We start from the raw sequence: 25598 nt of genomic DNA on the forward strand, positions 1-25598 counted from the left end.
GGGGTCACCTGAACCACCCGCATGCGATTGAGACCTACGCGACCCTCAGCCCGGCGGTGGCTCCCGTACGAAGCGACAGCGATCCGGAACAGATCTCTGCTGGAGTTCAGGCCCCAGGAGTCCACCGCTGGGCGGGGCTGCCGTTGCACCCGAAGAGTTGAAGTTGTGTGCCATCGGTGGTCGCCGCGTTGGGTACATCGAGGCAGCGCCCGGACTGCGGGTTGATCAATGCTTGTGTCGTTGCGTTGCGGGTCCATTGCTGTGCCGTTGACCCGGTGCAGTCGTTGAGGACGATCGGGGTGTTGTCGGCGGTGCCGTTGCCGGCGGCTCCTATGCATTTGCCTAGGATGCGCAGGGTCCCGTCGGCCGCGGCGGTTATCTGCTGTGCGGTGCTGGAGTTACAGCTCCACAGCTGGATCTTGTTGCCGTTCGCGGTGCTGCCAAAACTGTCATCGATACATTTGCCGGCGAGGCCGGATTTGAAGATTGAGGTCTTTGTGACTGCTGGGAGTGCCCAGCGTTGTGCGGTGCTGCCGTTGCAGTCGAAGATGGCGAGTTGTGTGCCGTCGGTGGTGCTGCTCTTCGGGTCATCGAGGCACCGACCGGAGGCGGGATTGCGCAGGGCGCCGGTGGCTGTCTGGTAGGCCCACTGCTGGGCGCCGGTGCCGTTGCAGGCGACGAGTTGCACCTTGGTGTCGTTCGCGGTGCCGGCGCCGGCGACGTCGAGGCATTTACCCAGCGCTCGGATCGTGCCGTCGCCGACGACTGTCCAGGTCTGGGCGGTCGAGTTGTTGCAGCTCCAGATCTGGACCTTGGTGCCGTCGGCGGTGCCGGCGTGGTCGACGTCGGCGCATTTGCCGGCGATCCCGGAGGTCAGAGGTCCGGAAGCCGGTAGTGGCGAGGTGTCGGTTCCGGCGTAGGAGGGAGGTGCGGATGCCGGGCTGGTCGCCCAGCTGGGGTTGGCGGATGCGGCGAGAGTCAGGTTGAGGGTGCCGCCGGTGGTGGCGAAGCTGGAGGGTAGGTAGGCGTTGTTCCAAGCGCTGCCGTTCAACGTTGCCGACTGCACGTAGGGGGCGTTCGTCGCGGCCTGCGGAGCGTTGATGGTCATGGTCGAGCCGTTGCCCAGGGTCACGGTCACGTTGGTGAACAAAGGGCTGCCGAGGGCGAGATCGGCGGTTCCGGGGGTCATCGGATAGAGGCCCATGGCCGACCATACGTACCAGGCGCTCATGGTGCCGAGGTCGTCATTGCCGACTCCCCAGCGGGCGGGGTCATTGAGCCACAGCTGGTTCTGGACCTGGCGGACGATCTGTTGTGTGCGCCAGGGTTGACCGACGTAGTTGTATTCCCAGGGCAGCGCGAAGGAGGGTTCGTTACCCATGTCGGCGTAGCTGCTGTTGTTGCTGGATCCGTGGAAGTCGGACAGGACGTGGTCGAGGTAGGCGATCATCTTCGCGTTGCCGCCCATGGCGTCGGCCAGGCCACGCAGGTTGAACGGCACCATGCCGGTGTACTGCCATGAGGTTCCTTCGACCATGTCCTGGCTGCTGGTGGGGTCGAAGTTCGGCTTCCAGGTGCCGTTCGCCAGGCGGGGCGCCATGAAACCGGCGGCGGGGTTGAAGACGTTACGCCAGGTCTGGGCGCGGTTGACGAACTGTTGCTGCGTGGCGGTGTCGCCGAGACGGCCGGCGAATGCCGAGATGGCGAAGTCCGAGGTGGCGTATTCCAGCTGGGTGGCCACCGAGCCGTAGAAGCCCTTCTCGTAGGTGCCGTCTGAGGGCAGGTAGCCGAGTTCGGCGATGTAGTGCTGTCCCTTGCGGATGTTGTTGGTGCTGTTCGCCTGCTTGACCATGGCGTTCTTCGCCGCGGTGGTGTCGAAGCCGGTGGCGCCGAACGCGGCGTAGTCGGCGATGATGATCGGTGCGGGATCGCCGTTCATGACGTCGGTGTCAGCCTGGTTCAGCGCCCACTTCGGCAGGTAGCCGCTCTGCGCGTAGTTGTTGACCAGCGATTGCGCGCTGTCGCTTGCCTGTTGTGGGGCGACGAGGGCTTCGAGCTGGGCTTGCGTGCGGTAGATGTCCCACCCGGAGAAGGTGGCGTACTGGACCTTCTGCGTGCCGGCGACGGAGTGAATCTGCTTGTCGAACCCGGTGTACTGCCCGTTGACATCGCTGTAGGTGTTCGGGTGTAGCAGCGAGTGGTACAACGCCGTGTAGAACACCACTTGCTGGTCGTGGGTTCCTCCGGTCACGCTTACTCGGCCGAGGACGGCGTTCCAGGCGTTGTGCGCCGCGCTGCGGGCGCCGTCGAAATCCCAGTTCGGCACCTCGGTACTGCGATTCAGCTTCGCATTGCTGTCCGAGACGTACGAGACGCCGACCTTGGCCTGGACGACGCGGTTGCTGGAGGCGTCGAAGGTGACCGCGTTGCCGCCGGAGAACGTTGCGGTGGAACTCATCGGGCGGTCGAACACCATGTTGAAGTGCAGGGTGTAGGTGGGGCTGTCGGCGCAGAAATGTCCCGATCGGATCCAGCCACTGATCTCGGTGTCACTCACCTTGGTGAAACTCTGCGCATCGGTCGTCGTTGCTGCCGACTGCAGCTTGAACAGCAGGTTCGCTCTGCTGGTGGCGGGAAAAGTGAATCGGGCTACGCCGGTGCGTAGCGCGGCGGTCAGCTCCGTTCTGACGCCGTTGCCCAGCGTGACCGAGTACGCGCCGGCGCGGGCAACCTCATCGGCGTGGGAGAACGATGAGGTTGCGGTGCCGTTGATGTCACCGGTGGTGGGCATGATCGGTACGTCGGCGGTGGCGTTACAGCCGGGCCCGGAGAGGTGGTTGAGGCTGAAGCCGGTGATCGTGCTGTCGGTGTAGGAGTAGTTACCTCCGGCGGGGCGCGAGGGGGTGTCGGGACTCCACTGCACCATGCCGAACGGTACGTCGGCGCCGGGGAAGGTGTTGCCGGCGTTGGAAGTACCCAGCAAGGGATTGACCAGGGATGCGGGATCGGTGACTGCCGATGCCTGCGTAGGAGTGCCTACGGTCAGGCCGGCGGTCATCAACGCGGCGGACAGAAGCGCCAGCCCGCATTTGCGGATCGACAGGGTTGGCAACTGTCGGCGAGCGGAAGGCTGCTGTGACATAGGGGAACTCCGATGCTGCGGGAGGCGAGCCGGTGAGACGCCGGAGGAGACATGTCACCGGTGGAGAGACGGTGTGTCATTCACGCGGGCATGAGGGCTATGGGGCGGCGTTAAGCAAGTCGAGAGCGCTGTGCTGGCAGCCGTGGCTCGTGCCCCCGAACGGGCCCGTCCAGTGCGAGCCGTACATGTCGAGGCTGTCGCGGTCATGGGCATAGGCGCTGTCGGCGTTGCGGGTCAGATACGTGTTGTAGACCCCGCCAACGGCCGTGTTCAGCACACCCAGACCGCGAATCGCCGCGCCCTTGAAGGAATCCCCGTCTCCACCACAGGTGTCAGGCTCGTTCGGCTCTCGCAGAATCCCGTTCGGTGACAGGTAGCTGCTGGTCGTCATCGCGTCGCCGATCCTGCGGGCGACTGCCAATGCGTTCGCGTCGCCGGTCAGTCTGTTGAGCTGGACCAGGCCGTTGATCAGTACGCCCTGGTTGTACGTCCAGGTGGTGTCGCCGTTGTTCTTGCAGGTGCTCAGGTTGATGCCGTCGTTGACCAGGTTCGCGGCGTTGACCAGGCCGGTGCTCTGGAACCATGACCATCCTGCCTGTGCCCGGTTCTTGTACGTGGTGTCGCCGGCGATGCGCCGGCTGAGCATGGCATTGAGCTGGATGTACAAGCTGTTCTCAATGGCGTTCTTGCTCTTCTTGTCGGTCTTCCACCAGACGCCGCCACCGCAGGTGGTGTCCCAATAGCTGTGCATCCAGTCGGCGTCGGCGCGGGCGGTGTTCAGGTAGCGACTGTCTCCGGTGACGTCGTAGGCGGCCACCCAGGCCAGGCCCCACCATCCGGTGTCGTCCAGGAACTCGTTGCGGAACTGTCCTTGCCGGGCGTTGATGTTCTTGTCGTAGGTGGTCGCGATCGCGTACTCGTAGCTGCGCATGCCGCTGCGTTCGATGTTGCCGATCACCGCGGTCAGTGCGTTGGCGCCGGTCCACCAGCCGCTGCTGTCGAATAGCCCGCTGCTGCGATCGAACCGCATCATCAGCGCGGTGGCCGCGGCGGTGCGCCGGTCCCACGCGTTCCAGGTGCTGCGGGCCCAGGACGTGCAGCTGATCTCGCCGCGGTCTCCGGCTTTACCGCAGGCGCGCAGCGCTCCGACACCGTTGTTGTTCCAGTCGTCGACGTTGTACTGGGCCGTGCGCGACCCTGTGGAGCCGGCCGGGATGGTCGTGTCGCCGAGCCTGCTGTTGTCCGACCACGTGCGGCCACCGTCGAACGAACGGTCGATCCACACCTCGTCGGCCGTCTGGCCACCCTCGACCGTTGCCCAGGCCATCGCATCGCTGTCGTCGACGTGCAGCTTGAACGTGCGTCCGTAGAGGGTGCTGGTCACCGCGACACGGTCAGCCGCGGCCAAGGCCGCGTCACGGCCGTCGCAATGACGATTGCAGACAGTCTGAAGGGCTGCGGCTGAGGCCGCGTGCGCCGGGATCAGTGTGACTGACAAGGTCACCAGCGCCGTCGCAGTTGCCATGGTCCGTGATCTCGGGAACGCATACACGGGGAGAAGTCCTCCCTTGTCGCGGGGGATGGGGAACGTGCCGACGCTCAGCTCATGGGGATGGCCGCGGCGCCTTGGAGAGCGCTCTCCAATGACGGACGTTAATATTTGATGACATCGTTGTCAACATGTGTCGCCGGCCCGGGGGCTTAATCTGGCGCTCATGGCCATCGACCTGACCGCCCTGAGGGCGCACTTCCCCGCCCTCGACCACGGCCTCGCCTTCTTCGACGGCCCGGGTGGGACGCAGACCCCGCGCTCGGTCGCCGACGCCATCGCCGCGACGCTGACCGGCCCCCTGTCCAACCGCGGAGCGGTCAGCACCTCCGAGCTCAACGCGGAACGTGCCGTCACGAGGTTCCGGGCCACCTACGCCGACCTACTCAACGTGCCCGCCGACGGCGTCGTCCACGGCCGCAGCGCGACCCAGCTGACGTACGACTTCTCCCGCCACCTGGCCAAGAACTGGCAGGCCGGCGACGAGATCGTGCTCAGCCGTCTGGATCACGACTGCAACGTGCGCCCCTGGATCCAAGCGGCCGAGCGCATGAGCGTGATCGTGCGCTGGATCGAGATCGACGACAAGACCACCGAGCTGGACCTCGATTCGTACGCGCGGGCGCTCTCCCCTCGGACGCGGCTGGTCGCGGTCACCGCCGCCTCGAACGTGCTGGGCACCAAGCCGCCGGTCCGCCGGATCGCCGACCTGGCGCACGAGTGCGGTGCCCTGGTGTTCGTGGACGGCGTGCACTACGCCGCCCACGACCTGGTGGATGTGCCCGCGATGGGCGCGGACCTGTTCGTCTGCTCGCCCTACAAGTTCCTCGGACCGCACTGCGGTGTGCTCGCGGCGGCGCCGGAGCTCCTGGAGACCATCCAGCCGGACAAGTTGCTCCCCTCCTCCAACGCCGTGCCCGAGCGCTTCGAGTACGGCACCCTGCCCTACGAGATGCTGGCGGGCGCCTCCGCCGCCGTGGACTTCCTCGCCGCGATGGACCCGGGCCCGCAGCCCGGCCGCCGGGAGAGGCTCGCGCACTCGCTGAACTCCCTGCATGACCACGAGCGGGTACTGCGCGCGAGGCTGGAGGAAGGCCTGCGAACTCTCGGCGACGCCGTCACCCTGCACTCCAGGGCTGCCGACCGCACCCCGACGCTGCTGATGACCCTCGACGGTCGCGATGCCCGCCAGGCCCAACTCCACCTGGCCGCCCGCGACGTCCTGGCCCCGGCCGGGTCCTTCTACGCTTACGAGCCCTTCACCGCGTTGAAGCTGCCCGACGCCGCGCTGCGGGTCGGCCTGGCGCCCTACAACACCGACGACGAAGTGGACCGGTTCCTCGACGGTCTCACCTCCTTCGTCGGCATCCAGCGGTAGCCCTGTGGCACGTACGCTGCTTCTCCTGCTCGTCCTCGCGGTAGGCGGCGGCTGGCTGGTCCTCGGGGCCGGTCACGAACTGCGCCGGGAGCACGTCGCCTCCGCCGGGGTCCCGCTCGAGGAGGTGCATCCGCCGGCGAGCGCGAGCGCGCCCCACCCGGGCGTCGTCGTCGCGCACGGCTTCTCCGGATCCGCGAAGCTGATGGCCCCGTTCGGCGACACCCTGGCGGCCCGCGGCTATGTGGTCGTCCTGCTCGACTTCACCGGCCACGGCGCCAACCCGCAACCGCTACCGGACGATGCCGCGGGCTCGTCCGGCTCCACCTCGGCGCTCCAGCGTGACCTGGACGTGGCGGTGGCGCACCTGCGCTCGCTGCCGGACGTCGACCCGTCCCGCATCGCACTGGTCGGGCACTCGATGGGCGCAGGCGCCGTCACCCGGTACGCGGCCGCCCACCCCGAGGTGACCGCCACCGTGGCGATCTCCCTGCCGGACTCGTCCGTCGCCTCCGCCGAGAGCCCCGCCCGGCTGCTCACCATGGTGGGCGCTCTCGAGTTCCCGGCCTTCCACTCGGCCGCCGCCGGCGTCGCCGCCCAGCGCGGCGACCGCGCCGTCCACGTCGTCCGCGGCACGGAACACATCACCGTCCTGTACGCCCCCGAGACCCACCGGGAGACGGTCGCGTGGCTCGACCGCGCGTTCGGCGGGCCACGCAACGACAGCGCGATCCCGTTCCCCGGACGGCGCCTGATCGGCGCGGCGCTGCTGGTGCTGGCGTTTCTGCTCGCCTTCGCTCCGATCGCGGCCAGGCTCGCCGGCTCGGGCGACAACCCGTGGCCACGTTTCGCAAGGCCGAAGGTGCCACCGTGGACGGCGACGATCCGGATCGCGGCGGTGACGGCAGCGGCCGCGGTGGCCGGGGCGGTGACGGCCCTGTTCCTGCCCACGACCCGGCTACCGCTGGCGATCGCCGGCTACGTCATCGGATACGCGGCGGTCACCGGGGCGCTGCTTCTCGCGTACGCATACCGGCGCCCCGCGCAAGGACCCACGATCAGCCGTCCCCGTCTCCTGCTGGCCGTACCGTATGCGGCGGTCGCGATCGCCGTACCGGTGCACCTGGGATTGACCCACGCCCGGCCGGTCGGTGACCGGTGGTGGCTCCTGCTGGTGGTCTGGGCGGCCTTTGCCCTGTTGGCCTACGCCACCGAACGCGTCGCCGGTGGCGTCGCGCTGCATCTGCTGCTGATCGCGGCGATCTTCGTGATCGTCCTGGCGGCCGCCGCGGTCACCGGGCTGACCCACGGCTTCGTGACCCTGGTGCTGTTCCCGCTGATCGGCCTGATGCTCTGGCAGGCGGTGTGGAGCATATTCCTCAACCGGTTCGCCGTGTCCCCGTGGGTGATCGCCCTGACCGGTTCCGTCGTCGTGGCCTGGCCGCTGACGGTCACCCTGCCCCTGGCCGGCCACTGAAGCGCACGATCGCGGGGGTGCTTGTCCCCCGTGCGAGCTACCCGCAAGTGTCCACCGCGCGGTGACGATTCCAGGCCGGCGAATCCATAGCTTTCTCGGTAGCCGCGGCGCCTCGGTCGCGGACCTACAGAGGAGTCATCATGCGACTGATCAAACAGTTTCTGGCCGTTGCGGCGGTCGCCTTCGTCGGCGGTCAGGCCGTCGCCGCGGTGCAGGGCAACGCCTGGCTCAGCCTGGCCCTCGGCCTTCTGACCGCCGCACTCGCGGTCCTCGGCTACGCGTGGGTGGTACGGCGTACCGAACACCGCGTACCCACGGAGGTGGCCCGGGCCGGAGCAGCCGGCCGGATCGTCCGAGGGGCGCTCCTCGGGGTCGGCATGTTCGCGGCCGTCATCGTGAACATCGCCTTCCTCGGCGATTTCCACGTCGACGGGCTGGGCTCGGTGACGGGCGCGGTGGGGCTGTTCGGGGCCATGGCCGCCGTGGCGGTGACCGAGGAGCTGCTGTTCCGCGGCGTGCTGTTCCGCATCATCGAGGAACGCACCGGCACCTGGATCGCGCTGCTGCTCACCGGCGTGCTGTTCGGCCTGATGCACCTGCTCAACCCGGACGCCTCCTGGTGGGGTGCGATCGCGATCGCGATCGAGGCCGGCTTCATGCTCGCCGCCTGTTACGCCGCCACCCGCAACCTGTGGGTGCCGATCGGCCTGCACTTCGGCTGGAACTTCGCCGCCGCCGGCATCTTCAGCGTGGTGGTCTCCGGCAACGGCGAATCGAAGGGTCTGCTGGAGTCCATGACGTCAGGCCCGGCCCTGGTCACCGGCGGCGACTTCGGACCCGAGGGAAGCCTGTACGCGGTCGCGGCCGGCACGGCGCTGACCCTGGTGTTCCTGTGGCTGGCCCGCCGCCGAGGTCACCTCGTCCCGCGCCGCCGTCGCACGGACGGCGTGCAGCCGACCGTTACAGTTTCCCGGTGATCGACCTCCGGCGGGCCTCGGAGCTGTGGCGGCAGAGCCCCGTCACGGTCCGGGATCTCCCGTTGGCACTCGTGTTCGCCGTCGCATCGGTGACGCCGGCGCTGGACAGCCACCGAACGCAGCTCGGTGACCTGCCGAACCGGCCCTTCGACGCGCTGACCGTCATGGTGGTCGGTCTCGAGTGCCTCCCGCTCGCCGTCCGCCGGCGCTGGCCGGCCGTGTGCCTCGGCCTGGTGTCGCTCGGCTTCGCGATCGACCAGCTTCGCGGCTATCACACCGTCTCCGGCACCGCACTGGCCGTCGCGCTGCTCAGCGCCGGCGCCTATGTGGAACGTCACCGTCGGCTGGTCCTGCTGCTGGCCTGCACGGCGTACGTGATGCTGGCCCTCGCCCTCGACCGGCTCGGATCGGGCGAGGGGGTGGCCGGGTTCACGACGTTCTTCCTGCTTCTGGCCATCGCCTGGGGCGCCGGGTCCTGGCTGCGCCAAACCCGTGCGGCCGAGGCGGAGCGGCGGCTGCGGCTGGCCGAGAGCACCCGCGCCGCCGAACGTTCCCGCATCGCCCGCGAGCTGCACGACGTCGTGACCCACCACGTGACGGCGATGGTGGTGCAGACCGAGGCGGCACGCTACCTGACCGCCGCGCCCGACCGGCTCGAGCAGACCCTGACCGCGATCACCGACACCGGCCGGCGGGCCATCGCGGACCTGCGGCAGATGCTCGACCTGCTCAACCCGGACCACAGCACCGAGATCCGTACCCCGTCCGTCGGCGAACTCGGCACCCTAGTCGAACAGACCCGGCGCGCCGGCCAGCCGGTGGAGTTCACCGAGAACGGCCGGCCGCAGGATTCGGCGGGCAGCGCCGAGGTCACCGCCTACCGGGTCGTGCAGGAAGCACTGACGAACGCCCTCAAGTACGACCACGGCGCCCGCACCCTGGTCCACGTCCAGTACGGCGCGAGGGAGATCAGCGTGGAGGTCAACAGTGCGGGCTCGGGGTCACGCACCGCATCCCCCGGCGGGAGCGGGCGAGGCCTTGCCGGGCTCCGCGAGCGGGTCGGGGTGCTCGGCGGCGAGTTCACCGCTGGACCACGCGCGGGCGGCGACTTCGTCGTGCAGGCCCGCATCCCCACCGGGCCCGTCGCGTGACCGCGCCGATACGCGTACTGATCTGCGACGACCAGGCACTGATCCGCACCGGGTTCACGACAATCATCGACGCCCAGCCCGACCTCGAGGCGGTGGGGGAGTGCGGCGACGGTCGCACCGCGGTCGACCTCGCCGCCCGGCTGCACCCGGACGTCGTGGTGATGGACGTACGGATGCCGGTACTCGACGGCATCGCGGCAACCCGCCTGCTCGCCGGCGCCGGCGTCGCCGATCCCGTCAAGGTGCTCGTGGTGACGACGTTCAACCTCGACGAATACGTGTACGAGGCGCTGCGCGCGGGAGCGAGCGGATTCCTGCTCAAGGACGCCCCACCGGCGCAGCTGCTGCACGGCATCCGCACGGTCGCGACCGGCGCCGCACTGCTGGCACCCGAGGTGACCCGGCAGCTCGTGGGCAGACACGCGGCCCGGATCCGCCCCGCCGAGGAGAAGCCGGCGAACGTCGCGCTGACCCCACGCGAACTGGAGGTCCTACGCCTGATCGCCGGCGGCCTGTCCAACGGCGAGATCGCTGTCGCGCTGGTGATCAGCCAGGAGACCGTCAAGACCTACGTGTCCCGCATCCTCACCAAGCTCGACCTCCGCGACCGCGTGCAGGCCGTGATCTACGCCTACCGCAGCGGCCTGGTCACCTGAGCGCGTCACGTTGCGGGTGCGGGCATGGGCAGTCACTTGAGCGCAGCGTGTCGAGCCGTACACTCCGCCGGAGAACACCGAGGACGTCTGGCCGTTGCGTGTCCTCGCGGGGAGGAGATCATATGCAGCACCCTTCCGACTCGACGGAGATCGCCGAGCCTGAGGAGAACGGCCAGGGCAGTACCGCCGACTCGACCGCCGTGGACGATCCGGCGCCGGACTCGGACTTCGACGCGACGGTGCTGGCGGAAGTTCTCCCGGGGATCGCTGTCGTCTTCGGCGCGGTCCCGGCGGAGCTCAAACTCGATCTGCTCGATTTCGGGCTCGTGCCGGCCGCTGACCGCCAGCAGATCTCCGCGGTTCTCGCCTCGATCGGGAGCGTAGCGACCGTGGCAGGCAACTTCGGCAAGACGTTCGCCAGCGTGCAGGGGCTCTACCGGATCAGCGACGCGACCCGGGCGTTCCTGCAGGCCGGCGGAACACTTGCCGTCAAGGATGGTGCGAACCTGGGAACGGTTCTCGCTCAGGGCCGCATCGTCCATGCTGCGCGCTTCATCCCGGTGACCGCGGTGAGTGCGGCGGAGACGGCGGCCGCTCTCGGGCCGGCGCTGGCCATGGTTGCCCTTCAGATGGAGCTGAGTGAGATCACCGGCCTGGTCCGGACCAACATCGCACTGACCAGCCAGACGCTCACTGTCATCCGCAACGAGCAGTGGGCCGAGCTGACCGGCCTGGTCGCCAGCATCGACCGGGCGGTCGACCACGCACGAGAAATCGAATCGGTCCCGGCCACCCTGTGGCAGAAGGTCGCGGAAAAGGAAGCGGACCTGGGCAAGCAGCTGGAGTTGTACCGGTTGAACGTCCGCGACCACGTCCGGCAGATACGCGCACTCGACGCGCGTGGCCGCCGCGAGTACCTGCAGACGAACGCCGCGGCGATCTTCTTCGACGCCAATGCCTTGCTGTCCTCCCTCAAGGCTTGGACCGGACATCAGGCGCTGCACGCCGCGCGGGCGCGAGCCGCCGGACCGGACGACGCTGACGAGGCCCGGCTCGTCGGCATCATCGCGCGCGACACTCGCGACCAGTTCGACTCTGCTCTGAGCGAGGCGAAGGGCCTGGTCAACTCGCTGACGCGGGAGCTGCGAATCATCGCCGAGCTGCCCGGACGCGACACGCTGCCCCTGACGGGGAAGCGGCGGGACTCGAACGCGGCACGCTTGTCCTCCGCCCAGCTCCTACAGGCACTTGAGCCGCTTGCCGATGCTCTGCATCCACCGGTCCCGCCGATCGAGGCTCCGGGCGTCATTTGCGCACCTGAGTCCCTGGATCCCGGGCCGTACCTCCGCATCCTGCGATGGTTCCTGGAGGAGGGAGAGACCCTTCGCGTTCTCGGCGTCTCCGACCAGCTTGATGGTTCCGATTCCCTTGCTTCGCTCCTCGGCGGAGCGAAGGAACTGCTGGGAAGAACGCGAGACAGAGCGGCCGGCAAGATCCTGGTCGCCGTCACGGATCGTCGCATCCTCACTGCAAAGACGAACGCCCTGCTCGAGCAGGGCGAGATCAGTCAGGACATCCCCATCGGCCACGTGCGATACGTCCGAGCGGCGACCCGGCAGGGCGAGGGCGGGCGTGTGGCGGTCGACCTCATCACCCGCGACGAGAACCTCCGGTGGCTCTTTCCCGCCGACATCGACAACGTTCAGGTGGACGCGCTCGCTGCCGTGCTCGCCGAGTCGATGACGATCCCGGACGCCGAACGCGACGAACTCCAACGGCGCGGCTCCGCCGTCATCGGAGCGTCTGCGGCGGCCCCCGGATCCGAACCCACGACCGAGGACGCCGCATAGTCGTCAAGCCGATGCGACGTTGCCGGCCCCCTCGGCCGGCACGATGACCGCCACCGCCGGTTACGCAAACCGTCACTATGATCGTGTGGTGAACGATCATGCGGCCGGGCTCGTGGAGCGGTTGATCGAGGCGTTGGCGGCGCAGATCGGGGCTTCAGGGACTCCCGCTCTCGCGCCGGGCGCCGCGGCAGCGCTGTCCGAGTTGAGCCGGGACGAAGCTAGGTTGGTCTTCGGCCATGCGGGCCACCTCGTCCACTACGGCGCGGACACGGCAGGTCTGGAAACGCTCGTACGGCTGATCTCCGAAGTACAACGCGATGAGGCCGACGCAGGCGACCCGATCTTGCCGGGTGACGAGGTGCGGCTGGTGGGTGAGTTGCCGTCGAATCTCGCGGACTATGACGCGAACTGGCTGAGGGAGGCCACCTTCGTCGTCCGCTATGTGAATGCGGACGGGACGATCGATGTGCAGCCGGCCTTTACAGAAGACTTTGTGATCGAGACAGTACCGATGGCCGTCGTTCAGCTCACGCGCTGAAACCTCGCCTCGTTTGTCCCGCGCTCAAGGCCCCAGGTGACGATCGAGCTGGTCGGCGAGGGGCAGGACTGCGGCGGCATGGTCGCGGATCTGGTTCGGGTTGAGGCGGCCGGGCTGGTGGCAGAGCAGTTCGGTGCCCTGCACGCTCCATGACGGCGGGACCTGCCTGGTCAGATGTGCGGTGATCAGCGGTGCGGTGAACCAGTGGTGCAGGGTGGCCGGGTCGTTCGTGTGGATGCGGAATTCGCGGTCGAAGTCGGGGTTGCCGGTGGCGGTGTCGCCTGGGCCGAGGATTCGGTTCTTCAGTCGGGATGTCCGGCCGCGGGGTTCGACCTGGGTCGGCGGGAGCGGGCGGCTCAACCGGGCCACGGTGACCACGTGGTGGTGGGTGTTCGTGGTGGTGCCGTCGCTTGCGTCGGTCACCGAGTACTCCGCCACGCTGACCGGGCGGCCGTCCAGGATCGCGGAGAACGTAGGGCCGACGCCGTGTCTGTTGCCGCCGGGCAGCCGTCGGCCCCAGTCGACGTCGGGACGCAGGGTGAGGGTCCACCCGTTGCGGTCGGCCCACTGTTGCAATCGGGCTTTGCGGCGGCGCTCGCGGCGGACGCTGTAGACCGCGATGACCGCGATCAGCGCGGCGAACACGATGCAGAGTGCGGCGGCGGCGCCGGCCAGCGGTTCATTCATGACGGGTGCGGCGTGCCGCCACGCGCGCGATGAGACAGGGTGGCGGCGGCCTCGAAGACGACGATGGCGGCTCCGAACGTCGGCAGCGCGCCGGCGATCGCGGAGATCCCGATCGTGATCGTGAACAGGGTGGTGATCACCGCCGCCAGGCGGAGCCAGGCCAGGTCGCCGTCAGCCAGGACGAGGATCCCGGTCAGCGCTGCCAGGCCCGCGCTTCCCCGGCGTACCGTCGGCGGGTTGTCATGTTTTATGCCTTTGCGGCCGGGGCCAGTGGCCGTTGTGGAAGCCGGAGTTGTCGGCGAGTTTATCCCGCACCCGCCGCTATGAACGGGCCGGCCGGCAATCCGACGATCGTCGCGGTGGGGCCAGCGCGCCGATGATTCCGACGACCAGTGCCGTTGGCTGATCGCTGCCATGGCAGCGTTCGGCCAGGATGAATGTCTTTCAGTGGTGCCGGGTGACCAGGTAGGACTCTCGGCATGCCCTCGCTCATCCTTGATCAGCGGCGTTCTCGCCGGGCCATCCCCGGGGTGGCCGCTGCTCTCACCGTGCTGTCGATGCTGGTCGTTCCGGCCGGTCCGGCGGTCGCCGGACCGGCCGCGACGCGCCCGGCCGCGTCGGCGACCTCGGTCACCCTGATCACCGGCCACCAGGTGCAGGTCACTGACCTCGGCGGCGGCCGGTACGCCACCGAGGTGCGGCGTCCCGGCGGCGCCATCGGTGGCGTGCATGCCCAGACGGTCGGCAAGGACCTCTACGTCATCCCCGACGAGGCGTTGCCGTACCTGGCCGAGAAGCGCATCGACAGGCGGCTGTTCGATGTGACCGCGCTGATCCGGGACGGCTACGACGACGGGCGCAGCGACGGCCTCCCGTTGATCGTCAGCTACACCGACCAAGCCGCGGCCCGTAGGGCGGTGCCGGACGGCACCACCAAGGTCCGCTCCCTGGCCAGTGTCCGCGGCACCGCGGTGCGGGCGAGCAAGCGGCAGGCCCGCAAGACCTGGGAGGCGGTCACCGAGCGAACTGCCGGCCCGCGCGCGGCCGAGTCGGAGCCCGGCCTGCTCGCCGACGGCATCTCGGCCGTCTGGCTCGACGGCAAGGTGCACGCCGACCTCGCCGAGAGCACCGCGCAGATCGGCGCGCCCGCCGCGTGGGCCGCCGGGCTGGACGGCGCCGGTGTGCCGGTCGCCGTCCTGGACACCGGTGCCGACATCGACCACCCCGACCTGGCCGGCCGGATCAGTGCCGCGGTCAGCTTCGTGCCGGGCGAGGAGGTCGAGGACCGGCACGGCCACGGCACGCACGTCGCCTCGACCGTCGGCGGTAGCGGAGCGGCGTCCAACGGCGCCGAGCGCGGCGTCGCGCCCAAAGCCAACCTGCTCATCGGCAAGGTGCTGTCCGACTCCGGCTCGGGCGCCGACTCCGGCGTGATCGCCGGGATGGAGTGGGCCGCCGCGCAGGGCGCCCGGGTGATCAGCATGAGCCTCGGCGGCAACGAGGCGAGTGACGGCACCGACCCGCTGAGCGCCGCCGTGAACCGCCTGACCGAGCAGACCGGCGCGCTCTTCGTGATCGCCTCCGGCAACAACGGGGCGGAAGGGGCGATCAGCGCCCCGGGTGCCGCTGACGCGGCCCTGACCGTCGCCGCGGTCGACTCCGCGGATCACCCGGCCTCGTTCTCCAGCGTCGGCCCGCGGTTGGGCGACTACGGGCTGAAGCCGGACGTCGTCGCCCCCGGCGTGGAGGTTCTCGCCGCCAAGGCCGGCGGCAGCGCCCAGGACGGCTGGTACCAGTCGATGAGCGGCACCTCGATGGCCACCCCGCACGTCGCCGGCGCCGCCGCGATCCTGGCACAGCAGCACCCGCACTGGCGGGCCGCCGACTTGAAGAACGCGCTGATGAGCTCCGCCGTGGAGGTGGCGGAGAGCGACGCCTACCAGGTCGGCGCGGGCCGGGTGGACCTGGCCGCGGCGACGACGGCGTCGGTGACCGCCACCGGGTCGGCGTACTTCGGGTTCGTCGGCTGGCCGCACCCGGACCCGGCCGCGGTGGACCGGACCCTGACCTACACCAACACCGGCGACGAGGCCGTGACTCTGGATCTCGCCGTGTCCGGCGAGATCGCGGGTGGGCCGTACGACGTCGATCCGCGGGCCGACGCGGGCACCCCGGCTCCGGACATGTTCACCCTCGCCACGAATCATGTCGTGGTGCCGGCGCACGGGACCGCGTCGGTCACCGCCACCGCCCATCCGAAGGCGGCCACGGACGGCCGGCGCTACCTCGGCGAGGTGACCGCGAGCCGGGACGGGCAGGTGCGGGCGCGTACCCAGGTGGGCCTGTACGCCGAGGATCAGCGGCACGAGCTGACCATCACGATCCGTGACCGGGCCGGTGAGAACGGCGAAGGCTACCTGCTGCTCCAGAAGTTCGGTGAGGTGGATCCGTACGTGATCCCGTACGGCACGTCCGGGCCGATCGAGCTGCGACTGCGCCCCGGCACCTACAGCGCGTTCACCTACCTGGACGTGCCGGGCAGCCACGGGCCGGACTCGATCGGCACGGCATTGCTCGGCAACCCGGAGATCGTCCTGGACCGGGACCGCGCGGTCGTGCTGGACGCCCGAAAGGCCGTCGAGGCCACCGCCACCGTGCCCGGGAAGACCCAGGACCGGGCGCTGTACCTCAACTGGTATCGCAGCGACGGAGCGAGCAGCGTCCTCGCCGACCAGTACCAGCTGCCGCCCTGGATCGACACCCTGTACGCGCTGCCCACCGCTGAGGTGACCCGCGGCGAGTTCGAGTTCGAGACCCGCTGGCGCAAGACCCAGCCGTTGCTCACCGTCACCGCCGACGGCCGGCCGATCGACTTCCTCGGCCAGCCCGGATCGGCACTGTACGACGGCCGGACCCGGCTTCCGCTGGTCCACCTGCCGACCGGCGACTACTCCGGCCAGGATGTCCGGGGCAAGGCGGTGGTCGTCACGCGTACGCCGGCACTGACAGGCAGTCAGCGTGCGCAAGCCGCCGCCGAGGCCGGCGCCGCGCTGCTGATCGTCGTCAACGACGGCCCGGGCAAGCTGAACGAGTGGGTCGGCGCCGACGACGGCACCCAGGTGCCGTTCCCGGTCCTCGGCGTGACGGCCGCGACCGGGCAGGCGCTGAGCCGCGCGACGAGCCTGGCCGTGACCGGCTCGATCAACTCGCCGTTCGCCTACGACCTGGTGGATCCGCATCCGGGCCGGATCCCGGCGTCGCTGGCCTACCGTCCGCGGCCGAAGGATCTGGCCACGGTGGACATGAAGTTCTACGGGGATGCGGTTCGCGACGGCGGCGAGTTCCGGCGGGACTACCGGCCGTACCGTACCTACTCGCTCGGCTCTGAGCTGGCCATCCGGTTCCCATCGACGCGGGTCGACCACCTGTCGGCGCAGCCCGGCACGGCCTGGTCCGAGGCCGCGGTCGGCGGCGTGAACTTCGAACTCGTCTCGATCGGCGAGACGAAGTCCTATCGGCCGGGCAGCCGGAGCACGGTGCGGTTCTTCGGGCCGGTGGTGCGGCCCCGCAACAACAGCTCGTTCTGGTCGTCCACCCGCCACGGCACCTACGTCGAGTTCAACGTGCAGCCATGGGCGGACAGCGGCTCCGGGCATGCCGGATACATGCAGACCGGTGACACCCTGCACATGGCGATCTCCCGGAACGGCGAACTGGTCAAGGAGTCGGCCTGGGCGTCCGGGACCCTGGAGGAGAGCCCGCCCGGTAAGAGCAGGTACACGCTGGACCTGCACGCGAGCCGTGACTCGTACCGGCTTTCCCCGGCCACCCACACGGTGTGGGAGGTGATCTCCCGGCCGGTCGCCCACCCCGACGACCTCGACCTGATGCCGGTGCTTCAGATCGACTACGGCATCGACACCGACCTGGCCGGCGACGCTCGCGGCGGCCGTCAGCAGCTCAGGATCACCCCGTCGCACCTGCCCGGTGCGGTCGACGCCGGCAAGATCAGCAAGGTGGCGCTCGCCGTCTCGTTCGACGACGGCGAGTCCTGGCAGGCCGTGCCGGTGACCCGCGCCGGAACCGGGTGGCTCGCCACCTTCGCGGCCCCCCGGGGCGGGTTCGTCTCGCTGTCGGCGACCGCCCGGGACACGGCCGGCAATTCGATCCGCCAGGAGATCTCCCGCGCCTACGGTTTGCGCCCGTAGTCGCCGGGCGTGGGGCGGTCCGGAGAACCCTCGCGGGGCCGCCCCTCGGCGCTATCCTCACTCCCGGGGTGAGGCGCCGATGCTGGAATCGATCGGTCTGGACGCCGCCGAGGAGGACGTCTACCGGCAGTTGGTGGCCCGGCGGCTGGCACGGGCGGAGGATTTGGCCGAGGCTACCGGCCGGTGCGTCGCCGAGGTCGGTGATGTCCTGGCGACGCTGATCGAGCGCGGACTGGCCTCCGGCGGCGACCCGCTCTTCGTGCCCGCCCCGCCGGCGGTCTCCCTCGGCGCGCTGCTTCGCCGGCGGCAGGCCGACCTGCGCGACGCGGAGTTCGCCGTCGCCGCGCTCGCCGAGGAATACCGCACGTCCGGGCTCCCCAGCGACGTCATCGAGATCCTTACCGACGTTGAGGCCGTACGCCGCCGGTTCTTCCAGATCCAGGAGGCCGCGCGCGACGAGGTGCGCTCGATGGTCGTACCCGATCTGCAGGTTGTTCCGCACCGCAAGAACACGGCGGAGCGGGCCGCGATCGGCCGCGGCGTGCGATATCGCGCACTGCTGGACCGGCGCGCGCTCTCCGGCCCGGACATGGCCGACGACGTACGCGCCAGCCTCGCCGCCGGCCAGCAGATCCGGGTGATCGACACCGTGCCGATCAAGATGATGATCGTGGACGGCGAGACGGCGCTGCTTCCGCTGTACAGCGACCGGCGGGAATCCCCGGCATCCATCCTGATCCACCGCAGCGGCCTGCTGTCGGTGCTGATCTCCTACTTCGAGGCCGAGTGGGAGCGCGGCTACCCGCTGCGCGCCGGCACCGGCCCGTCGCAACTGGTCGAGACCCACCCGGACGACCTCGACGAGCTGGATAGGCAGGTGTTGTCCTTGCTGCTGTCCGGCCTGACCGACCAGGCGATCGCCGGTCAGCTGGGGCTGTCCCTGCGTACCCTGCACCGCCGGATCCGCCAGCTGATGGGCAAGGCCGGCGTGGACAGCCGGGTCCAACTGGGGTGGGTGGCCGCCCGCAGACAGTGGGCCTGACGTGCCCCGCGGCGTCTCGGACCCGCGGGAACAGGTCAGCGCCCGTCGCTACCGCCGCCGATGCCCTGACGGTCCGCGGTCCGTGCGAACTCCCTCGCGGCACGGTCCGGCCAGGCCTGCTCAACGGCGAGATCGAGCAGCCGCCGCTGTGCATCGATCGTCTCCCGCTGTGCCGCCGTCACATCGGCATGAAGGTCCTCGAGCAGCGCCCGCAGACGCCGGCAGACCTGAACTGAGCTCGCGCCGAATTGGATGATCTCGGTGGTCGCGAGGGCGACGTACTCCGTCCAGCCCGGGGTCGGTACCGTCAGCCGACCTGCTGCGGGTCTGCCAGCGGCGGCAAGCGCCCGGAGCAGCTCCTCGGTGTAGTCGATCGTCTGCACGGCCGTGGTGGGGTCGTTGACGGCCGGCGACAACGCCCGGATCGCGATGTCCACCAGCACCCGCAGGGCGAAGGCCGGATCCTGGTCGATCGTCCGCTCCCGGCCGACCGCCACCCAGCCGAGCAGCCGGTCCGCGGCGACGGATGCCCCGTCCTCGCCGTACACCTCGATGAGCGGCGCGTTCTGCGGTACGAAATCGCCGACGCCGTACGTCATCACGAGGTGACACCCGTGCCGGCGCGCTACCGCTGTCAAACGGCTGACGTGTATCGCCTGGATGACGCCGGAACGGCGGGCTCGCACCGCGACCACCGCGGGCCCGCGCGGTCGGACCTCGAGGTCGTCGCCCGACGAGGCGTCCCGGCCCGGCGTCCCGATGACCTGCCGTCCCGCCCGCGCGACGGCGGCCGCGACGGCGACGGGACGCAGATTGTGGGTGAACCGGTCCAGGTAGAGCAGGAGCAGGACCAGGTTGCCGACCGTCAGCACACCGGCGACGAAGATCCCGAGATTGGGTACGTCGTTCGGCTCCACCCGGCTCAGCAGCGAATAGGCGTAGGTGAAGGTGCCGACGAAACCCGCCAGCACCACCTTCTGCATGCGGTCGCGGTACCACAGGCGCATGAAACGCGGCGACAGGGTTCCGGTCGCCATCTGTACTACCAGGACGCCGATCGTCACGACGAAACCGAGCAGGCCGATCATCGCCGCGACGATCGCAGTCAGCACGCCGGTGGCGGTGGCCGCGGAATAGCGCATCGACTCGGGCAGGTTCAGGACGCCGTCGAGTCGCCACACGACGTACCCGATGATCGGGCCGAGCAGCGCGCCGAACAGGGGAATCACCCAGAGGCTGCCCTTGAGGTACTGCCGGATCCGGAAGCGGACGGCCCACGACGTCATCGTCCGTTCCGGTCCTCAGTCCTGCAGGTCGGCGATCCAGCGCAGGGCGCGCAGGCCTGGCAGGAAGCAGTACTCGCCGCCGCGGGTGGTCACGAAGCTGGGCAGGTTCTTCAGGCGGCGGCGGATCGGCTTGTCGGGGATGGTGACGGTGCCGGTTCCGTTGTGGTGTCCGGCGACCGGGTCCTGCTCGCCGGGGTATCCGATGAAGTTGCCGTCGTTGACCCACTCGGCCTTGATGAATTCGAACTGCCGGTCGAGGTGTGCCCCGGTGAAGACGCCGATCAGGCCCCGGTCGGCGCCGTCGTCCTCCAGGACGCCGTCCGGCAGCGGCGGGCCGTAGGTGGTGCCGCGCCGGATGAGGCGGTGCATCCGGGCGTCGCCGATGATGTCGGCGTCGCGGGGGTTGACCCGGCGGATGTGCGCGCCGGCGGGGCACCGCAGGCCGCGGTCGTCGTTCTCCCGGTAGAGGAAGTCGTTGTTGCGGTGCGGATCGGCGCCGAGCTCCGGGTCGTCGTGCTCGGGGGTCAGGGTGAGCGGCGCTCCGCTGGGCCAGCGCCCGACCATCTTCGCCGCCAGGAGCGCCTCGCCCTGTTCGCCGGTGCTGTTCGCGCGCAGGTACTGGCGCCAGGCCGCGACCTTGGTGTGGATCTTGCGGACGGCGACGTACGTGCCGTTGTGACCCAGCACGTCGGGGCTGGGCATGGGCGGCAGATTGCCGGTCTCGTCGGGGTAACCGAGGATGAACTCGCCGGCTTTGATGGGTGCTTCACGCGGGTTTGAGCCGGGCAGACCGACGCCTTCGATGTTCGGGTGGCTGATGCCGTCGCGGAAGCCGAGGGTGGTGCGCCCGGTCGGGAGCTGGCGCACCTCCTGTTGCCAGATCACCTGCACACCGGGGGTTTCCGCGAATGCCTGATGTGCCCGTTCCAGGGCCTTGTGGAGCCGGGCCGCGTCGGGCGAGAGCGCGCTCACCGCGATGTGCACCTCACCGGTTCCGAACGGCGGCTCCCAGTTGGCCGGGGCGCTCTCGCCCACATCGCCGATCCGGGCCGCGCGCGCGGCCATGCCCTGGCGAAACGCCTCCGGAAAGCTGTCCAGCGACTCCTGGGGTACCCCGAGGGCCCGCAGTCCCGGGTGGGTGAACGCGACCGCCACCCAGGCGTCCTGGCTGGGGTCGGGGCTGGGCCAACCGCCGTCGATGGCCGGGAGTAGCCGCCGCAGGAGGGCCCGCCCGGCGTGACGGTCGTCGACGCGCAGGAAGGCGAACTTTCCCACGTACGGCACTGGCCGCGGACGCAGGGCCGCGCTCTGGATGTCGTCGATCTCGATGTCCACGCCGGCCCTGCTGCTGCCTGTCACCGCGGTCAAGTTCGCCTGCCCCTCCTCATCGGTCCTACCTGGACAAACCTGCGGCGGCCACCCAGGTCCGCCGTGGGGTAACCGGAGCCCCTAGGATTCCGCTTCCGTCATCAGCTTCTGGAACTCCGGCGTGGCCTTCAGCTCCGCGATGGCCGGGCTGTCCAGCAGCTCGCGGAATTCCGGGGTGTCCAGCAGCGCCTGGAACGCCTCGTTGACGTGCTGGTCCTTCCAGATCTGCTGAACGGTCAGATCGGGATAGGAGCTGATGAACACCGCCGCGGGCGCCTGGCGCTCGATGAACCAGTTCTTGACCTCCGGATCCGTGATGCCGGGGAAGTCTTCGCAGTGCTGGAAGACCTGTCCGAAGCGCTCGCCGACCACGGTCTTGGCGAAGTCGTCGATGTAGGCGTCCCAGGTGCCGTCGAAGACGCTGGCGAACATGACCTGGGTGTCGTTGTCGAACATCACGTGACGCGCGTCGTGCAGGGTGCCGATCTCGCGCACCGCATTGTGGGTATTGGCGTCTGCCGCCGGGCTGGCCATCTTGGCGAGAGTCTTACGCAGCGCATCCGCATGACCCGGCTTGATCTTGGCAAAGACGGTGAACTCGGTGCTCATCCCGTCCTTCGCGCCCTTGCGCTCGAGCTGGACTGTCGACTTTCCGGCCATGGTGAGTCTCTCCTGCCGCGGATTCGTCTGAGGGTGGCCCGGTGCTCAGGGGTGAGGCGCCATCGCCCTCGTCACCGATTCTGGCCGCGCCGCCGACGCCGGACGGCGGGATTACGGAAAGACGGACCAGAAACAAAGCCGGACTGAAATCGGGAGATCTGCGACATTGAGCTCGACTAGAGTTCACCACGAAGTCGCCCTTTAGCCCCTAATGTCGGACACAAGCGGAAGCCGGTCGAGCCGTGGCATCGAAGTTTGTTCCTTACGCTCCGGACGTCGAGGTCGTCGATCCCCACTTCGACAAGCACGCCCAGACGGTGATCGGAAAGACCCAGCGGTTCATCACCGGGTCGGTCGAGTCCGAGGGCACCGGGCAGGCGGTGCGTGACGCACACGCCAAGGGGTACGGACTCATCAGAGGCGAGGTCGAGATCCTCGACGGCCTGCCCGCCGAGTACGCGCAGGGCATCTACGCCACGCCCGGCCGCCATGACGCCCTCATCCGCTTCTCCAACGGCTCCCCGCACGCCGGCGCCGACGCGCGGCTCGGCAAGGCGACCGGACTGGCACTGAAGATCTTCGACATCGACGGGAAGACGCTGCTCGAGGACGAGCCCGACAGCCGCACCTTCGACTACACCAACATCAACGCCCCGATCTTCTTCTGCAACAGCGTCGAGCACTACCTGTTCATCCAGGAACTCTTCCTGGACGCACCGGAGTACTTCGCCCAGGGCCGCCCGGGGCAGCACCGGTTCTACCGGGACTTCATCACCGGCAAGGGAACGCTGAGCGAGGAAGACTGGGCGTGGGACGAGTTTCTGGCCTTCCTCGTCGTCGCGCAACGGCCCCTGGTGAACCTCCTGCTGTCGACGTACTGGTCGATGGGCGCGGTCCGGCACGGGGACTACATCGCCAAGATCCGCTTCGCGCCCGACCCCGCCTCCGCCTCGGCGGTGGTCCAGCGCAACATCGACCCGTCGTCCGCGGAGGACGTCTTCCGGCCCGCCCTGGCCGCCGAGCTCCGCGACCGGCCCTACACGTTCGACATCCAGGTCCAGCTCTGCGCCGACCTGGAACGGATGCCTGTCAACGACCTCACCGTCGACTGGCCGGAGCGGCTGTCGCCGTTCGTCACGGTCGCCAAGCTGCGCCTGCCGCAGCAGGACATCTCCGACGACGACAACCTCAAGAAGATGGACGCACTCTCCTTCACCCCATGGCGGGTCACCGCCGAACACGCACCGCTGGGCGAGCTGATGCGCACCCGCAAGGAGGTCTACCGCCAGTCGTCCATCCTGCGTCATCAGCTCAACCACCAGGAACGCCGCGAGCCACGCAGCGCGGACGAAGTGCTGCCGTCGGCGAAAGCCCTTTGAGGTCTACGAAAGAGTCTCGCGCCGGGTGTGTTCCGACGGATTGGCAGCTGACCCCGTCGGTCCGGCCGCGACGACCGCGGTCAGGAGGCCGGTGTGGGTGCAGTTCTCGGCGATGAGCTGGGATTCGCGGCTGGTGTGATGATCAGTCCGCTCCCGATCATCGCGATGATTCTCATCCTGGCGACACCGCGCGGGCGAATGAGCGGACTGGTGTTCGCCGCCGGCTGGCTGGTCGGGCTCTCGGCGCTCGGCGCGATCACCCTGGCGATCTCAGGCGGGGCCGGCGCCTCCGAGAACGGGCAGCCCGCCACCTGGGTGGGCGTTCTCAAACTCGTCATCGGGTTACTGCTCCTCGTGCTGGCACTCCAGCAGTGGCGTCACCGCCCCGCGGACGCCTCGCAGGCGGAACTGCCCAAGTGGATGGCCGCGATCGACCACTTCACCCCGGTGAAGATCGCCGGACTTTCGCTCGTGCTGTCCGCGGCCAACGCCAAGAACGCCGGACTGACCATCGCCGCCGCCGCCGCGATCAGCTCCTCCGGGATTCCCAACGACCAGCAGATCGCGGTCCTGGCGATGTTCGTGCTCATCGGCTCCCTGGGGATCCTGATTCCGCTGGTGGTGTTCCTGATCGCGGGAGAACGCGCCAGAAACACCCTCTCCAGCTGGAAGACCTGGGCCGCGCTGCACAACGCCGCCATCATGACGGTCCTGTTCACCGTGCTCGGCATGAAGCTGCTCGGCGACGGCATCGGGATCCTCGTCTCCTGACACCCGCTGCGGCGCCGCCGGCCGCCCGTACGCCTGGACATGGCTCATGCAGTGGGCGAATACGGGCGGGTCGCCCCCGTACGTTCGGTTGGCAACGACGGGTTGCCTGTTGACAACGCGACGTTGCGGGTACGGTGGTCGGCGGCACCGTCCACACGGGTTGGCGAGGCGGAGGTAAGGCGTGCCGGTCACAGGCCAACGCGTCGTGCGGCGGGCGTTGGGGCGGCGAATGACGCGACTCCGCACCGCGTCCGGGATGAGCCGGCGTGATGTGGCGCAAGCGCGGCTGGGCATCTCGGAGCCGACGCTGCACCGGATCGAGACCGGCAAGGTTCCGGTCACCGGGGCCAGCGTGCGCGCGCTCTGCTGGCTCTACGGTGCGGACCAGAGCATCACCGACGCGCTCGCCGAGCTCGCCCTCGGCACGTCGCAGCAGGAGTGGTGGGACGCCAGTCCGGTGATTCCCGAGTGGTTCAAGCTGTACGTCGGGCTGGAGGCGTCGGCGTCCCGCATGTTCGGGTACGACGGCGAGATCATTCCCGGCGAGCTGCAGACCCCGGAGTACGCGCGAGCCGTCTTCGGCGCCGAGCAGCCGGTCGACACGGAAGCCGCCGAGCGCCACATCAAGCTCCGGATACAGCGGCAGAAGACGCTGTTCGCCCGCAATCCACCGATTCGCATCGTGACGGTGCTCGGCGAGGGAGCATTGACCCGGTCGGTCGGCGGCGAACAGGTGTTCAAGGGGCAGATCGATCATCTGCGGCGACTGTCCGGAGAGGACATGTTCGACATCCGGGTGCTGCCGTTCTCGGTCGGAGCGCACGCGGCGATGGCCGGCGCCTTCCGGATCCTGGAGTTCGACGACCCGGAGGATCCCGACGTGGTCTACCTGGAATCCCACGTCGGCGCGCTCTACCTGGAGGAGCAGGCCGAGGTCGCCGAGTACCGGCGGATCTTCGACCTCATCAGCAAGGATGCCGTGCCGGTCGTGGAGTTCCGGTGACGATCCGGGCCGCGATCAGTCGGTCAGGAGCCGGTCGAACTCGCCGCGCTTGGCTCCGAACAGGAACGAGTCCCACTCCTCGATCGTGAACACCACGGCGCCGGCCTCCCGCGCCTTGCTGTTGCGGACCTCGATGAGGCCGTCCTGACGGCGGGCCTCGACGCAACTGCCGCCGTTGCCCGTCGACCTACTGGAAATGATCCAGCCGGTTTCGCTACTCATCAGTGCCCCCTCACTCTGGAGTTGCTGTGGGTAACCGACTGCCACCGGACCAGTGGTCGGGTGTGTCGCCCGATGTCCGTCTGAAGTGCAGAATCAGCAATTCACGTCCTTGCATGATTCTTTCACCACGAAAGTGGCACGCACCTAGAGTAGCTGAAACCGGCTCGGGATGCATGGTGTCATCGTGACAGTTGTCGACGTGAAATCTTGCACGCATCTCGGCTGACTGTCATGATTCCACTGTGGCGCGAGGCGAC

20 protein-coding genes are annotated in these 25598 nt (G+C 69.0%); 12 read left to right on the forward strand and 8 right to left on the reverse strand.

Going from position 1 to position 25598, the window contains the following annotated elements; genetic code table 11:
• Positions 1-106 precede the first annotated feature (106 nt).
• Together ACIBSW_RS17230 and ACIBSW_RS17235 are read right to left on the reverse strand one after the other, a co-directional pair.
• The gene (locus ACIBSW_RS17230) at positions 107-3142 is read right to left on the reverse strand and encodes a lectin (protein ID WP_354724644.1); all 3036 of its coding nucleotides are present in this window, start codon (positions 3140-3142) and stop codon (positions 107-109) included.
• A 97-nt stretch (positions 3143-3239) separates the two neighbouring features.
• Complete coding sequence (locus tag ACIBSW_RS17235; protein ID WP_354724646.1) at positions 3240-4526, reverse strand: glycoside hydrolase family 76 protein; 1287 nt, start codon at positions 4524-4526, stop codon at positions 3240-3242.
• 331 nt (positions 4527-4857) lie between these two features.
• On the opposite strand from ACIBSW_RS17235, the gene ACIBSW_RS17240 reads away from it, so the two are divergent.
• From ACIBSW_RS17240 to ACIBSW_RS17270, 7 genes are all read left to right on the forward strand, one after another.
• Entirely contained in the window at positions 4858-6069 is a 1212-nt protein-coding gene (locus ACIBSW_RS17240; protein WP_354724648.1) for a cysteine desulfurase-like protein, read from the forward strand.
• A 4-nt stretch (positions 6070-6073) separates the two neighbouring features.
• Positions 6074-7543 carry an alpha/beta fold hydrolase gene (locus ACIBSW_RS17245; protein WP_354724649.1) on the forward strand — a complete coding sequence of 490 codons (1470 nt, stop codon included), beginning with the start codon at positions 6074-6076 and terminating at the stop codon, positions 7541-7543.
• Positions 7544-7683: 140 nt separating this feature from the next.
• Positions 7684-8520, forward strand: coding sequence for a CPBP family intramembrane glutamic endopeptidase (locus ACIBSW_RS17250; protein ID WP_354724651.1), 837 nt, complete (start codon positions 7684-7686; stop codon positions 8518-8520).
• Complete coding sequence (locus ACIBSW_RS17255) at positions 8517-9671, forward strand: histidine kinase (RefSeq protein ID WP_354724653.1); 1155 nt, start codon at positions 8517-8519, stop codon at positions 9669-9671. Before ACIBSW_RS17250 ends, ACIBSW_RS17255 begins: the two co-directional genes overlap by 4 nt.
• On the forward strand, positions 9668-10327 hold the full coding sequence (locus ACIBSW_RS17260; RefSeq protein WP_354724655.1) for a response regulator transcription factor: 660 nt from the start codon (positions 9668-9670) through the stop codon (positions 10325-10327). Before ACIBSW_RS17255 ends, ACIBSW_RS17260 begins: the two co-directional genes overlap by 4 nt.
• Positions 10328-10449: 122 nt before the next feature.
• The gene (locus tag ACIBSW_RS17265) at positions 10450-12177 is read left to right on the forward strand and encodes a hypothetical protein (protein ID WP_354724657.1); all 1728 of its coding nucleotides are present in this window, start codon (positions 10450-10452) and stop codon (positions 12175-12177) included.
• 43 nt (positions 12178-12220) lie between these two features.
• Positions 12221-12715: a hypothetical protein gene (locus tag ACIBSW_RS17270; RefSeq protein ID WP_354724659.1), complete on the forward strand. Its 495-nt coding sequence runs from the start codon at positions 12221-12223 to the stop codon at positions 12713-12715.
• Positions 12716-12739: 24 nt separating this feature from the next.
• On the opposite strand, the gene ACIBSW_RS17275 is transcribed toward ACIBSW_RS17270, so the two are convergent.
• On the reverse strand, positions 12740-13402 hold the full coding sequence (locus ACIBSW_RS17275) for a hypothetical protein (protein WP_354724661.1): 663 nt from the start codon (positions 13400-13402) through the stop codon (positions 12740-12742).
• Complete coding sequence (locus ACIBSW_RS17280; protein ID WP_354724663.1) at positions 13399-13818, reverse strand: hypothetical protein; 420 nt, start codon at positions 13816-13818, stop codon at positions 13399-13401. The genes ACIBSW_RS17275 and ACIBSW_RS17280 overlap by 4 nt, the downstream gene beginning before the upstream one ends.
• A gap of 63 nt (positions 13819-13881) precedes the next feature.
• On the opposite strand from ACIBSW_RS17280, the gene ACIBSW_RS17285 reads away from it, so the two are divergent.
• Positions 13882-17610: a S8 family serine peptidase gene (locus ACIBSW_RS17285; RefSeq protein WP_404799355.1), complete on the forward strand. Its 3729-nt coding sequence runs from the start codon at positions 13882-13884 to the stop codon at positions 17608-17610.
• A gap of 79 nt (positions 17611-17689) precedes the next feature.
• Positions 17690-18652: a helix-turn-helix domain-containing protein gene (locus tag ACIBSW_RS17290; RefSeq protein ID WP_354726976.1), complete on the forward strand. Its 963-nt coding sequence runs from the start codon at positions 17690-17692 to the stop codon at positions 18650-18652.
• A gap of 35 nt (positions 18653-18687) precedes the next feature.
• Here the strand turns inward: ACIBSW_RS17290 and ACIBSW_RS17295 are convergent, their stop codons facing one another.
• The 3 genes from ACIBSW_RS17295 to ACIBSW_RS17305 all read right to left on the reverse strand — a co-directional run bounded on the left by ACIBSW_RS17295 (position 18688) and on the right by ACIBSW_RS17305 (position 21966).
• Positions 18688-19938 (reverse strand): DUF2254 domain-containing protein, encoded by a 1251-nt coding sequence (locus ACIBSW_RS17295; protein WP_354726978.1) that lies wholly within the window; start codon positions 19936-19938, stop codon positions 18688-18690.
• A gap of 15 nt (positions 19939-19953) precedes the next feature.
• Positions 19954-21297, reverse strand: a complete 1344-nt coding sequence (locus ACIBSW_RS17300) for a Dyp-type peroxidase (protein ID WP_354727017.1) — start codon at positions 21295-21297, stop codon at positions 19954-19956.
• 90 nt (positions 21298-21387) lie between these two features.
• Positions 21388-21966 carry a hypothetical protein gene (locus ACIBSW_RS17305; protein ID WP_354726980.1) on the reverse strand — a complete coding sequence of 193 codons (579 nt, stop codon included), beginning with the start codon at positions 21964-21966 and terminating at the stop codon, positions 21388-21390.
• A 242-nt stretch (positions 21967-22208) separates the two neighbouring features.
• Here ACIBSW_RS17305 and ACIBSW_RS17310 point away from each other — a divergent pair, with 242 nt between their 5' ends.
• The 3 genes from ACIBSW_RS17310 (at position 22209) to ACIBSW_RS17320 (ending at position 25119) form a co-directional block, all read left to right on the forward strand.
• Positions 22209-23345, forward strand: a complete 1137-nt coding sequence (locus ACIBSW_RS17310; protein WP_354726982.1) for a catalase family protein — start codon at positions 22209-22211, stop codon at positions 23343-23345.
• A gap of 93 nt (positions 23346-23438) precedes the next feature.
• The gene (locus tag ACIBSW_RS17315; RefSeq protein ID WP_354726983.1) at positions 23439-24116 is read left to right on the forward strand and encodes a GAP family protein; all 678 of its coding nucleotides are present in this window, start codon (positions 23439-23441) and stop codon (positions 24114-24116) included.
• 205 nt (positions 24117-24321) lie between these two features.
• Positions 24322-25119, forward strand: coding sequence for a helix-turn-helix transcriptional regulator (locus ACIBSW_RS17320; RefSeq protein WP_354727019.1), 798 nt, complete (start codon positions 24322-24324; stop codon positions 25117-25119).
• Between the two features lie 15 nt (positions 25120-25134).
• Here ACIBSW_RS17320 and ACIBSW_RS17325 read toward each other — a convergent pair whose 3' ends face one another.
• Positions 25135-25341, reverse strand: coding sequence for a DUF397 domain-containing protein (locus tag ACIBSW_RS17325; RefSeq protein ID WP_354726985.1), 207 nt, complete (start codon positions 25339-25341; stop codon positions 25135-25137).
• Positions 25342-25598: the final 257 nt, after the last annotated feature.

Source organism: Actinoplanes sp. NPDC049668 (assembly GCF_044465445.1).
Taxonomy (GTDB): domain Bacteria; phylum Actinomycetota; class Actinomycetes; order Mycobacteriales; family Micromonosporaceae; genus Actinoplanes.